We start from the raw sequence: 12889 nt of genomic DNA, 5'->3' as shown, positions 1-12889 counted from the left end.
ACTGGAAGGGATGAACAACAAAATCAAACTGCTGAAGCGAATGGGCTATGGCTACCGGGATACCGAATACTTCTTTCTGAAAGTCAGAGAGGCGTTCCCCGGAGATCCGCGATGAACCATAAAAAAGCCTGCTCAGGCAGGCTTTCAAAGGTTTTTATGGGCGGCTTAGAACTTAGATTTAGACCAGGGCGGTCGCCATCTTGCGTCTGAGGTAGGCTATCTGCTGCATGTGAGGCAGATCCTTAGGGCAGTTGTCCTGACACCCCAGCAGGGTCATGCAACCGAACACTCCGTCCTGATTACCTATCACATGATAGAAGTCTTCCACGCTGCGAGCATCGCGACTGTCGAGTTCGAAGCGGGCGATCTTCATCATGCCGACGGCACCCACGAAGGTGTCGCGCATCTGTTTGGTAGCACAAGCCGAGACACACACGCCACATTCGACGCAGCGCTCCAGCTCATAAAGCCTTGCGGCCTCCTCGGGAGCCATGGGCGCCTCGATGCGATGAATGTCCACCTCGTCGCTCTTCGGATGCAGCCACAGCTTGAGACGCTCTGCCAGCTCACGCATAAACTTACCCGTGTTGACCGACAGGTCGCCGATCAGCTCGAAGCCCGGCAGCGGCATCAGGGTGATCTCCCCCTTAGGGTACTTGCTGGTCAGTGTACGGCAGGCCAAGGTGGGATAACCGTTAATCACCATGGCGCAGCTGCCGCAGATCCCCGCACGGCAGACGAAGTCGAATTGCAGCGACGGATCCTGCTGCTCCCGCAGCATATTCAGCGCGATAAACACCGTCATGCCCGGCGCCTCTTCCAGATGATACTTGACCATCTTGGGCTTGTCGTCCGGCACCTGTGGATCATAACGGAAGATATTAAAGGTTAGTGTACGACCCTGACTCATTTGCTTTCTTCTCCAAGCTGCTGTCTGTTTCCGAGCGGCTTATCATGCAAACGCTCATTCTTTTCTCTGAGGGATTCAGGCACCTCGAACGGCATCAGTGCATGCTGACGCTCATGGCGGTCGGCATCTTCGCCTAGGTTACTCAAGATCTCGACGATCTGTTTCTCACGCGTCTCGGTATCCGGATGGGCGATGGCGTTGTTGATACCATAGCCACGATAGCCAGGTGGCAGCTCCATCTTCATCACGTCGAGCTGTTCATAATCCAGTTGCGGACGGGTGGCGTCACTGCTTGGCCAAGATGAGAGGGTACGGTTGAGCCACTCTTTATCATTGCGCTGCGGATAATCTTCGCGGGCATGGGCACCGCGACTCTCGGTGCGCGCCTCGGCGCCGCAGGCAACCGTTAACGCTACCTTGAGCATACGCTTGACTCTTAGCGCCTCCACCAGCTCAGGGTTGGCATGACGCTTCTTGCACTTGAGGCCCAAGTTACGCGAACGGATCAGCAGCGCCTCGAGCTCCTCGACCGCCTTCGTCAGCTCTGGACCATTACGGAATATGCCCACATAGTCCATCATGATGCGCTGCATCTCGCGCTTAAGCTCATAGGCAGACTCGCTGCCCTGCCCCTCGACCAAGCCATCTATCTCATCTCGTACCTGGGCCACGAAACGCTCGGCCAGTGCGGTATCTATCTCCAGGGTGTTCTCTTCGCAGAAGTCGGCAACATACTTGCCGATGATCATGCCGCCCACCACAGTTTCCGCCAGCGAGTTGCCACCCAGACGGTTAAAGCCGTGCATGTCCCAACAGGCCGCCTCGCCAACGCTAAACAGGCCCTTTAGCTGTGGGCTCTGCCCCTTGGCGTCGGTACGAATGCCGCCCATGGAGTAGTGCTGGGTCGGACGCACAGGGATCCAGTCCTTAGCGGGATCTATACCGAGGAAGTTCTCGCAGATCTCTTTGACTTCGCGCAGGTTGGTCTCCACATGCTTACGGCCAAGTAGTGTAATGTCGAGCCAGAGATGCGGCCCGTAGGGACTATCGACCCCCTTACCCTTGCGCATATGCTCTGTCATGCGGCGCGATACCACGTCCCGCGAGGCCAGCTCCTTCTTCTCCGGCTCATAATCGGGCATGAAACGGTGACCATCTTTGTCTCTGAGCAGGCCGCCATCACCGCGACAGCCCTCTGTAGTGAGGATCCCCACGGGCACGATAGCCGTCGGGTGGAACTGTACCGCTTCCATGTTCCCCAGGGTTGCCACGCCGGTTTCCAGCGCCAACGCCTGGCCTATTCCCTCGCAGATGATCGCATTGGTAGAGACCTCGTAGATACGACCATAACCACCTGTGGCTATGGTAGTGGACTTGGCCACATAGGCGCGCAGTTCACCGGTGATCAGGCATCTGGCCACCACCCCATGGCATCGCTTGCCATCGTGGATCAACGCCAGCGCCTCGACCCTTTCGTGCACAGGAATGTCGAGTGAAATCGCCTTGTTGTCCACGGCGTATAGCAGCGAATGGCCGGTACCGTCTGCGGTATAACAGGTACGCCACTTCTTGGTACCGCCAAAATCACGGGCATTGATCAGGCCATGGGCCTCTTCTGCCTCTTCGATGGTGACCTTCTCGGCATTCACCACCACCTGACGCGGTCCCTTGGTGACTCGCGTCCAGGGCACGCCCCAATTTGCCAGCTCACGCACGGCCTTAGGTGCACAGTGCGCAAACATACGCGCCACTTCCTGATCACAGCCCCAGTCAGATCCCTTTACCGTATCCTGAAAATGGACGTCTTCATCGTCTCCCATACCTTTGACTGTATTCCCCAGGCTGGCCTGCATGCCGCCCTGGGCCGCGGCCGAATGGGAACGCTTGGCGGGGATCAGCGACAGCACTAGGGTATCCAGGCCACGCTCCTTAGAGGCGATGGCGACCCTTAGTCCGGCGAGTCCGGCGCCAACGACGAGAGAGTCGGTATATATCAGTTTCACACTTGCTCCTTACGAGGGATAAGAGATCAAATTAGCTCAATATGGTTAGCTGGCGTAGGGTAGGAAGGCGAGCAAGGAAGCCAGGCCTATCAACACAAACACCACACTCACTATGGTTTTTATTTTTTTAATTCGCGCCCTGGCATCGATGGCGCGTCTGGCGCCCCACTTGATGGCCACGCGATAGATGCCGATGGCCGCATGTAACTCGACACACAGGAGCAGGGGCAGGTAGACCATCCATACCCCTTGATTCCAGATGCGGTCGGCGCTACCCACTGGGCCTATGGTTTCCGGCGCACTACCGATCAACCACAGATGCACGGGTAACAGCAGGAAGATCCCTACCCCGGTCATCGCCTGCCACACCCACAACTTGGTATCGTCATGGTGGATCACACTCATCTGCTGGCGTAGCGCCCGTTGCTGTTGCAAATTCAGCGGCATCTTATGCACGGCGACCAACACATGGATCAGGGCCAAGAGCGCCACTATGATGGCGATGCCCGACACCACCCAGGGATAACCATGGCCATCGGCGCTGAGGAAACTCAGCTCCATGGTACGCGCCACGAAGGTCATGGCATCGGCCCCCAACAAAATTGAGGAGACCAAGACCAGATGCGTCCAGAGAAACAGCGCCAAGATGACACCTGAAACACTCTGGCTCATGTCGAGCCAACCGCTTACATTGTTATTTTTCTTCGCCAGCGACATAGACACTCCTGTGGATGTAGAAAAAGGGGCAAGGCAGCTATAACTAAAAACAGTTAGCCTTAATGTCGCTCACAAACCCAATCAAAACCGTGAGATAGATCAAAACGCAATCCGATATTTTACAATTTGCTAATCTACCCCGCGCCTACACAGTTATGGCACAAATGGCGTAATAGGCAAGACGAGTGACCGACCTATCATGATGTAAGAGATAAGGCTCAAGATCCCCAACGTCATCAAGTAGATAATCAACAACTTGACCACCTTTCTCAGCCCCTTACGGTGACGGATAAGCCCCCACTTCACCGCCACACGGTAGAGGCCTATCATGGCATGTACCACCACGGCAGGCAGCAACAGGGCGTAGAGCAGCCAGGCGTTGGCGTGGTAAACACGCTCGGCCGACAAATGAGGGCCAATTTCTGGGTTAGTGATCATGGTAAAGATGTGCACCGGTGCCAGGAAAAACAGGATAAAGCCGGTCACCAGCTGCCAGAACCAGGCATGGCTATCCTTATGCTTGATCCCCTGCATGTGGTTACGCAATGCGCGCCACTGCCCCAGCTGGGCCGGGAAGCGACGCAGCGCCACCGCTGCATGCAGCATCACCACCAGCATGATAAAGATGGAAAACACCTTGGTGACTATCGGCATGCCATGGCCATCGCTACTAAACATGCCGCCTTCGAGAAACTGCACCACCTGATAGAAGGTCTCTTTACCGAAGAGAATGCTCGACTCGAAGTGCAGATGCGCCAGCAAGAAACATCCCAATAAGATGCCTGTGGCACTCTGTATTCTGTCGGCCTTGGCTGACCAGGGACTGCCCAAAGCAGCGTAATGTGTGTGCTGATACTGTAAACTGTTAACCTTCATGATCTTTCTGCGCCTAGTGTCGGGATCTATACCATACCAACAAGTTTTGAGCTGCCTACAGATAAGCCTGAAAAGCGTGAGACAACTCACCAAGCCAAGGTGCAACATTTGACGCCGATCACAAACAATCCATCGACAACAAAACAAAGGTAAAACCATTTACCCAATACTAATCAGTTATTTAAACACCCATTTCAAACAATACAATCAAAAAAAATTTACCAAATTATCCGATTGAATTTAGATGCTAAATCCCTCAAATTTCAGTTTCAGCACAGATTCCTCGGCCTTTACCTTAGGCTTGGTTTACAATAGGGCCATTATTGACCTTATATTGACCTTAGAGAGAAGATCCCATGGCCTGGATCCAGTTAAAGATAGACACAGATAACCAACACGCCGAGCAACTCAGCGACATGCTGATGGAGCTAGGTTCGCTGTCGATCACCTATGAAGATGGTAAAGACACCCCTATTTACGAGCCTAACCTAGGTGAGACTCCGCTGTGGAGCCATACTGTGATCACCGCCCTGTTCGAGGCCGACTATGACCTGGCCCCCGTGGTGGAGATGCTCAAGCTGCAACCTTATTTAGGCGCCGACTTCAGCCATAAGATAGAGCAGGTCGAAGACAAGGACTGGGAAAGAGAATGGATGGACAACTTCCACCCCATTCAATTCGGTCGCCGCCTATGGATCTGCCCAAGCTGGCGCGAAGTGCCCGACCCAGAAGCGGTCAACGTCATGCTGGATCCCGGCCTGGCCTTCGGTACCGGCACCCACCCAACCACCGCCCTGTGTCTTGAATGGTTGGACAGCCTGGACCTAAAAGATAAAGAGGCGATCGATTTTGGCTGCGGCTCAGGTATTCTCGCCGTCGCCGCGCTCAAGCTGGGCGCCGCCAAGGTTACCGGTATCGACATCGACTACCAGGCGATCGAGGCCTCCAAGGCCAACGCCGAACGCAACCAGGTGGCCAACAAGCTAGACCTGTATCTGCCCCAAGACCAGCCAGCCGATCTTAAGGCAGAGGTCCTGGTGGCCAACATCCTTGCCGGCCCGCTGCGCGAACTGGCACCGCTGATAGCAGAAAAGGTACAGCCCGGTGGTCTGCTGGCACTCTCAGGCCTATTAAAGGAACAGGCCGACGAGATCAGCCAGTATTATGCTCAGTGGTTCGACATGGACGCACCAGTTCACAAAGAGGATTGGAGCCGCTTGACAGGCAGACGCAAATAGGGGTAAAAGCCAGCGGCCGCAAGGCCGCCACAGACTTCTCACCTCGCAAAAGTCAAGCAAAAAAGTTGCTCTCAGGTCATTTATTGACCTTTTCACAGGCTTGAAAAAGGCGTACTATAGCGCCCCTTTGAAGCGCAAGGTGTAATGATTAATGCAGATTGGACCCTATCAACTGAAGAATCAGCTGATCGTGGCTCCTATGGCAGGAGTCACCGACCAACCCTTCCGAAATCTCTGTTTACGCTACGGCGCCGCCCTGGCCGTATCAGAGATGCTTTCGTCCAATCCCGAGGTATGGGACACGGACAAGAGCCGACAGCGTATGGCACACGCTGGTGAAGATGGGATTCGCTCAGTACAAATTGCGGGTGCCGACCCCGATATGATGGCCCACGCCGCCGTTGTCAACGTACAACAGGGCGCACAGATCATCGATATCAACATGGGGTGTCCTGCAAAGAAGGTGAATAAGAAGTTGGCAGGCTCGGCACTGCTGCAGCAACCAGAGCAGGTAAAAGCGATTTTACAGGCTGTCGTTGCCGCCGTGGATGTGCCAGTCACCCTGAAGATTCGCACGGGATGGGCTCCCGAACACAGAAATGGCGTTCAAATCGCCCAAATTGCGCAAGATAGTGGCATTGCCTCGCTCGCGGTCCATGGCCGTACGCGACAATGCATGTACAAAGGCGATGCCGAGTACGACACGATTCGTGCGATAAAACAGAATGTCTCTATTCCAGTTGTCGCAAATGGTGACATCTGTACCCCTGAGAAGGCACGTTATGTGCTGGACTACACGGGAGCAGACGCCGTGATGATAGGAAGAGGCGCTCAAGGAAGACCTTGGTTATTCAGAGAGATCCAACATTACTTGGAAACAGGTAATAAGCTAGCGCCCATTGAAGTGGACGAAAAGCGTCAAGTGATGCTGGAACACCTCAAGAATTTATATGCATTATATGGCGAATACAAAGGGTTACGTATCGCCAGAAAGCATGTTGGATGGTATCTGGACCAAGAAGCGCAGAGATCTTTCAGAGCCGACTTCAATCGGCTGGAAACTGTTGAAGAACAACGTTCCATGTTGGAGCGTTATTTTGATGAATTAGTAAAGAATTAATAAAGAGCAGAATACGAATGTTTGATCAGACAACTCAACCAGAAGCTCATCAGCTTACCGTAGGCAAAATCGAAACCGCTAACGGCACTATCAAGCCTCAGTTACTCCGTGACGCAGTGAAGCGCGCAGTAACTAACTTTTTCGCTCAAATGGACGGCCAGGAAGCCGAAGAAGTTTATGAAATGGTGTTATGTGAAGTTGAAGCACCTCTACTAGATATCATCATGCAACACACTCGTGGTAACCAGACTCGCGCGGCCAACATGCTAGGCATCAACCGTGGTACTCTGCGTAAGAAATTAAAGAAGTATGGCATGAACTAAGAATTAATCTTAGCTGGCTGTATTTAAACGGGTTTTTCCGAAAGGAAAAGCCCGTTTTTGCTTATATGTACCCCCATATGTACCCCGACTGCTTTGTTGCCCTCCGCATTTTTCTCGGTTTGTCTTCCCTAAAATATTTCATGAAAACTCACCCGACCAAAACTCCACACTCTCAATTTACTAAAACCCCCTAAAATTTCGTGCACGCAATTTGCCTCGTCAAAATGTGCTCTTCAAGACAATAGAAGACGAGGAGATGCAAATGAAACATACCAATCTAGCCAACATGGATGTATACGCCGCCAACGATTTGGTATTTGACAGACTAGTCAAAGAAAAAGAGAGACAACAGATCACCACTATCAGTAAGGCTCAAGCCTTCCAGCTCGAAAGACAAGGCCGCTTTCCAAGGCGTAGACGTGTATCTAATCGCTCAGTTGCTTGGTTGCTATCAGAGTTGCTGGACTGGGTTAAGTCACGTGAAGTGGTGTTCAGTTCGGCTCAGGAGGATAAGCAGCAATGAAAAACAGCCTCTCTCTTAATCAACCATTTAACTTTGAACTTAAAAAGTTGGTAACGCTTACCGAAGCGTCTCAGCTGCTTAAATGTCACAGGTCAACGGTTCATCGCAGAGTCAAAGCCAAAAAACTACCTCACCCGATCACGAGAAAAAATCGCACCATAGGCTGGCGGCTTGAAGACCTGAAGCCTTTCATTAAGCAGCAATAGGCTCATCAATCTATATGCACGCTGGTGGCAATGACCACCAGCGCTATCACATACAAAGCCAATCAAAATACTAAAATCCCCTAAAATTTCGTTTTTACTTGCCCGTTGTCGAAAATCATCACCTCAAACGCAATCAAGCTCATTGAAGACGAGGTAATACAAATGAAGACGAGCCTATTTACTCCCCATAGCAGTGACGAATTAAGAGACCCTATCATCAAAGAAAAACAGCGAGAATTTCTTACATCGGTTAGTCGCGCTCATGCTTTTCAGCTAGAACGCCTTGGGCAATTCCCTAAGCACATACAACTAAGCCCTAATGCCATTGGTTGGAAGCTCAGTGAGGTGCTCACATGGATTCGCTCTCGGCCTGTTGTCGAGTTTGACCAAACCGGAGGCGCTCATGACTAGCCTCAAACCTAGACCATGCCAACAAGTCGCCCAATCCCATCAACCTGAGCCTGTCTTAAACTGTGCCCAAATAGCACTGCACTTAGGTCGCGAACCTAAAACAATACAAAGCTGGCTTAGACAGCAAGTCGATAGCCCTAAAGCCTTCAAAGACGGCAACGAATGGTATGTCTATCTATCAGAGTTATTGCGATGGGAGCAAAAGGGGAACTGATGCCCCAAATGGTCGTTATAACAAGGGGCATTCATTGCCCTTTTTATAGCGATAAAATGCAACAAGTTGGGCTGTTCTCACCTCTTCTTGAAGCAAGAAAATCGAAATTTTAAGGGTGAACCCCGCGCCATTACTGCGCCGCAGCGCCCCCTGATGATTAATTAAGCTAGGTTATTAAATACTATTATGTCTCTACGTGTTTATGCAGTATCAAACAGTCAGTCGCATAGCATAGGCCCACTTATATGTGAGCAAGTTTGTTTAGGTGGACTCGGTTGGCTGGTTATGTACTTTGCTGATGGCCTTAATAGAGAGATCCTAAACAAAATTTACCAAACCTTAACGGCCTTTCTCTCTCGGCACTCAAAGGCCTTTGTTATTCGATTTGATGTCTCGCTGTATGACTCACCTAGTCACAACAAAATCATAGGTAAAATCATGCGCAATATAAGCGGCAAACTGACTAATTACTACAATAAGACAGTCATTTATGGTTGGGTAAGAGAGCAAAACAACATGGATGATAAGTGCCACTACCACTGCTTTGTCATTATCAATGGACACAATGCTAACAAGACTAAGATCACCTTTGATTACGCTATGCATGCAATTAAGTTAGTTGTAGACGCCAAGGCACACTTCCCAGACTACTGCTACTACATGGTAAAACGCAATGACCTATCAAGCTTTCAAGCGGCGCTCTATCGCTTAAGCTACCTAGCTAAAAACGCCTCTAAAGAAAATAAACCATCAAAGGTTAAGGGGTACTTTTTCAGTCGAATTACGCCAAGGCCACAACAGTAACTTTCAGGCATAATCCAAACTGCCGTCAGCAAGCGTTGTTTTACTACAGAATGGGTTAAAAAAATGTTAACCGTTTCCCCTTCTGACCAAAAATCACTTTGACTTTGTGATCAGTTGCGCGGGTTACCCAAGATGGCGATGAATAAAATCAACTGATTAAGCTAACGACTATACTAAGCCCAGACAAAAAAAAGTGATCATTAATGATGATCACCACAATCAATGATCACTTTTTTGATCACTCAAATTCGAGGTTAGCTGGCTAGTACATGGCTGCGTATTGAAAGTGGCTTACAACGACTTTCAAAGCGCTTTCGATACGCTTTGCAACCCTCTATCAGTGACAAGGTAGCTAGGCAAACCTTGAAAAGCGTGCGAATCCATAATCAGCTCTGGCACCAGTAACTCAGGTAAGCTTGACGTGTAACAGTGTATGACTAAAACCCCGACATAAACGTATCGACAAATCGCTTAAACTTATCGGAGATAACTGGCAATACACGCCTGCGTTGTAAGATTGTGGGCTTAGTTTCAAGCGCCTCAGCAAAGTCCTCACGAAGAGGCATCTCATCACTGAGCTCATAACGTACCACCAGCTTCATAAGACGTTCTTGGTTAAGCTGTTGTTCTTTGGCAAGTGTCTCTAACGCTATGCGCTTCTCCTTTTCCCAAAAGAACTCAAACTCCTCCTCAACGTCTCCCTCCATGGGTATACCGTCAAGGTGCTCAGTCATAAACTTCTCAATCAACGCTTTTTTGCTCAATAGCGTTGGGTCAGATGCCACGAGGTTAGCGATAACTTGGCGCTTCTTGGCTTTCTCATCATCGCTATCCTCTTCGTGAAGCTCACGCAACAGGTGCAAAATATAGGAGACATTCACCTCATCACGATGTAGCAGCTCTAACTCAAAATCAACGTCATCTAGCACCGACACTTTCTCTTTAATAGAGCTCTCGCGGATCTGGCGGCTCAAATCGGCATACTTACTGGTAAAGTCTTGAAAAGTTTGTTCGTCCATGCCCGTCTCGGCCATGTCGAAATCCGCAAAGTTACTGAGCATATTCTTAAGCTGTAATAGCTTTCTAAACTGCAACACAAAGAGCTTTTGCGCTTCTTCGTCTGGCAAGGTATCAACATCATCGACCGTTGGCGTAATCGCCATTAGCGCGGTATGAGCCTTGTCAAAATCAGCTATCAACTCATTGTATAACGGGGTCTCTACCTCCTCTTTCGGCTGTTTATTAGAAAACAGCGTAAAGGCCTCGTCAGCGGCTTTTTTGAGGTTTCTAAAGCAAACGATATTACCGTGTGATTTTGTCTCATCTAAGAGGCGATTAGTGCGTGAGAACGCCTGAATTAAACCATGCAGCTTAAGGTTTTTATCAACATACAGGGTATTGAGCTTAGGCGCGTCAAATCCCGTTAAGAACATATTAACCACCAGCAGAATATCAACCTCTTTGGCCTTAACCCGCTTAGCAATGTTCTTATAATAATCGTAAAACAGCTTGCTATCTTTAGTGGTATAGCTGCTACCAAACATCTTATTGTAATCACCAATGAAGCCCTCGAGCTTATCGCGACTATGCAGCTTGGCGGCTTGCCCAGCATTGAGATATTTAGCTGAGGCCTCATGTACTTCGTTGGTATCAATACCTAACTCGCAACCACCTAGCTCGTATTCCTCTTCCTCATTCGCCTCATAGCTAAAAATGGTGGCGATTCTGAGGTTATGCTTGCCCTCAGCCTTTTTCTTAGCAAACAGCTCATAATATTTGATCAGCTCTGGTACACCAGAAACACACAACATGGCGTTGTAGTCGCGACTATGAGTCTTGCGATTATGATGTGCGATAATGTAATCGGTGATCTTCTCTAGGCGTTCAGGTGAGTCTAAAAGCTCCTTCGTGTCGATATCTTCAACTTCAATATCCAAATTATTATTTGAGCCATCTCTGTACTGATAACGCCCCACATACTCGATAGCAAACTTGAGCACATTTTGATCGCGAATGGCATCGACAATGACATAGGTGTGCAAACACTCGCCAAACAGGTCTTTGGTGGTTTTCTTTATTGAATTCTTGGCGATGGCATTTTTGGCAAATATCGGTGTACCCGTAAAGCCAAATAGCTGGGCAGCTTTAAAGAATTGAGTGATGTTTTGGTGGGTATCGCCAAACTGACTACGGTGGCACTCATCAAAGATAAACACCACGCGCTTATCTCGTAGCGCAGCCATCTCTTCGAGGTAGCGCTTCTTAGTGACCACATTATTAAGTTTTTGCAGCGTAGTAACCACCAGCTTAGTATTGCGCTTAAGGTTTTCCTTTTGCCCCTTACGTGGCTTCACAGGCTTATCAAGTAGCTGGTGGAACAGCATCTTGGTATTGTCAGTGCTGTCAACACAGCCTTTAGAAAAGGCGTTAAACTCAAGTGCAGTTTGATAGTCGAGATCTTTACGATCAACCACAAACACCACTTTATCAACCTCACTCAGCGAGGTAATAATTTGGGCTGCTTTGAAGGAGGTCAGCGTCTTCCCTGAGCCTGTTGTGTGCCAAATATAACCATTGTCGTAGCGTTCCCCTTCTTGAGGCTCATCCGCCTCTTGTACCTGCTTAACGATAGCCTCCACGGCATAAAACTGATAAGGGCGCAGCACCATAAGACACTTTTGGGTTTCGTTTAACACGATGTACTTACTCAGCATGGCCGTGAGGTGGGAGGGCTGTAAAAAAGCATGAGCAAACTCGGGTAGCTTAGCGATTCGGTGATTCTTGACGTCCGCCCAATCAAAGGTCTGCTTGGCTGATAACTCACTGTTATTAGCAAAGTATTGGGTATTCACACCATTGGTTATCACAAACAGCTGAACATAATTAAATAGCGCGTGATTCGCGTGGTAAGAGTGCTTTTGATACCGCTTAACTTGATTAAAGGCCTGCTTAAGCTCAAGCCCTCGACGCTTCAACTCAATCTGCACCAAGGGCAAGCCATTTACCAATATCGTTACATCATAGCGGTTGGTATAAACCCCTTTAACCGTGATCTGCTGGGCCACTTGAAATCGGTTTCGGTTAGGTGAGCTAGCCTCAGACGCATCAAACAACAAGGTCAAATGACAGCTCTCGCCGTTATCTAAGCTCACATCAAGCTGATCGCGCAATGTCTTGGCCTTACCAAAAATATTGCCCTTTTCGAGCTTACCTAACACCTGAGTAAACTCAGTGTCAGACAACTCAATACCATTCACTTTTTCGAGCTGCTTTTTGAGATTAGCTAAAAGCGCCGCATTATCTGGCAAGCTCACTACCTCAAAGCCTTGAGTGCTCAGTTGGGTAATAAGGTTATCTTCTAGCTGTTGTTCTGTTTGATAAGCCATCTATCGCATCCATATGAGCACTCAATATGAGCGCTTAAATAAGTATCCGTATCTGTCAGATGGCGTCACACGTTGCACATTATCATGCGTGAAAAACGCCAAATATATTTGCTAATTTTCTACAATTAAATTATATTCTCTAGCAACACGACCCCTAT

At 49.4% G+C, this 12889-nt stretch carries 13 protein-coding genes; 8 read left to right on the top strand and 5 right to left on the bottom strand.

All coding sequences use genetic code 11. The features are described from left to right. Positions 1-115, top strand: a 115-nt coding sequence (locus GNT65_RS20205) for a transposase (RefSeq protein ID WP_160798965.1), incomplete at its 5' end; no start/stop codon positions are given. 63 nt (positions 116-178) lie between these two features. On the opposite strand, the gene GNT65_RS20200 is transcribed toward GNT65_RS20205, so the two are convergent. The 4 genes from GNT65_RS20200 to GNT65_RS20185 form a co-directional block, all read right to left on the bottom strand. After that, the gene (locus GNT65_RS20200) at positions 179-910 is read right to left on the bottom strand and encodes a fumarate reductase iron-sulfur subunit (RefSeq protein WP_160798964.1); all 732 of its coding nucleotides are present in this window, start codon (positions 908-910) and stop codon (positions 179-181) included. Next, complete coding sequence (locus GNT65_RS20195; RefSeq protein ID WP_160798963.1) at positions 907-2913, bottom strand: fumarate reductase flavoprotein subunit; 2007 nt, start codon at positions 2911-2913, stop codon at positions 907-909. The genes GNT65_RS20200 and GNT65_RS20195 overlap by 4 nt, the downstream gene beginning before the upstream one ends. Before the next feature lie 45 nt (positions 2914-2958). Next, on the bottom strand, positions 2959-3630 hold the full coding sequence (locus tag GNT65_RS20190) for a fumarate reductase cytochrome b subunit (RefSeq protein ID WP_160798962.1): 672 nt from the start codon (positions 3628-3630) through the stop codon (positions 2959-2961). A 153-nt stretch (positions 3631-3783) separates the two neighbouring features. Then, positions 3784-4506: a fumarate reductase cytochrome b subunit gene (locus GNT65_RS20185; RefSeq protein WP_160798961.1), complete on the bottom strand. Its 723-nt coding sequence runs from the start codon at positions 4504-4506 to the stop codon at positions 3784-3786. Positions 4507-4862: 356 nt separating this feature from the next. Between GNT65_RS20185 and prmA the strand changes: the two genes are divergently transcribed. From prmA to GNT65_RS20150, 7 genes are all read left to right on the top strand, one after another. Continuing rightward, positions 4863-5744, top strand: a complete 882-nt coding sequence (prmA, locus tag GNT65_RS20180; protein WP_160798960.1) for a 50S ribosomal protein L11 methyltransferase — start codon at positions 4863-4865, stop codon at positions 5742-5744. A 151-nt stretch (positions 5745-5895) separates the two neighbouring features. Continuing rightward, entirely contained in the window at positions 5896-6864 is a 969-nt protein-coding gene (gene dusB, locus GNT65_RS20175) for a tRNA dihydrouridine synthase DusB (protein WP_160798959.1), read from the top strand. 17 nt (positions 6865-6881) lie between these two features. Continuing rightward, positions 6882-7187, top strand: coding sequence for a DNA-binding transcriptional regulator Fis (fis, locus tag GNT65_RS20170; protein WP_011864135.1), 306 nt, complete (start codon positions 6882-6884; stop codon positions 7185-7187). A gap of 262 nt (positions 7188-7449) precedes the next feature. Continuing rightward, positions 7450-7710: an AlpA family phage regulatory protein gene (locus tag GNT65_RS20165; RefSeq protein ID WP_244952237.1), complete on the top strand. Its 261-nt coding sequence runs from the start codon at positions 7450-7452 to the stop codon at positions 7708-7710. Then, entirely contained in the window at positions 7707-7916 is a 210-nt protein-coding gene (locus GNT65_RS20775; protein WP_160798958.1) for a helix-turn-helix transcriptional regulator, read from the top strand. The genes GNT65_RS20165 and GNT65_RS20775 overlap by 4 nt, the downstream gene beginning before the upstream one ends. Positions 7917-8078: 162 nt before the next feature. Beyond that, positions 8079-8327, top strand: coding sequence for an AlpA family phage regulatory protein (locus GNT65_RS20770; protein ID WP_160798957.1), 249 nt, complete (start codon positions 8079-8081; stop codon positions 8325-8327). Between the two features lie 499 nt (positions 8328-8826). After that, on the top strand, positions 8827-9345 hold the full coding sequence (locus tag GNT65_RS20150; protein ID WP_160798956.1) for a YagK/YfjJ domain-containing protein: 519 nt from the start codon (positions 8827-8829) through the stop codon (positions 9343-9345). A 437-nt stretch (positions 9346-9782) separates the two neighbouring features. Here GNT65_RS20150 and GNT65_RS20145 read toward each other — a convergent pair whose 3' ends face one another. Next, positions 9783-12731, bottom strand: coding sequence for a type I restriction endonuclease subunit R (locus GNT65_RS20145; RefSeq protein WP_160798955.1), 2949 nt, complete (start codon positions 12729-12731; stop codon positions 9783-9785). Positions 12732-12889 lie beyond the last annotated feature (158 nt).

This window comes from Shewanella insulae (assembly GCF_009831655.1).
Classification (GTDB): domain Bacteria; phylum Pseudomonadota; class Gammaproteobacteria; order Enterobacterales; family Shewanellaceae; genus Shewanella; species Shewanella insulae.
Note: the sequence above shows the minus strand (reverse complement) of the source record. Positions and strands in the feature narration are given on the sequence as shown.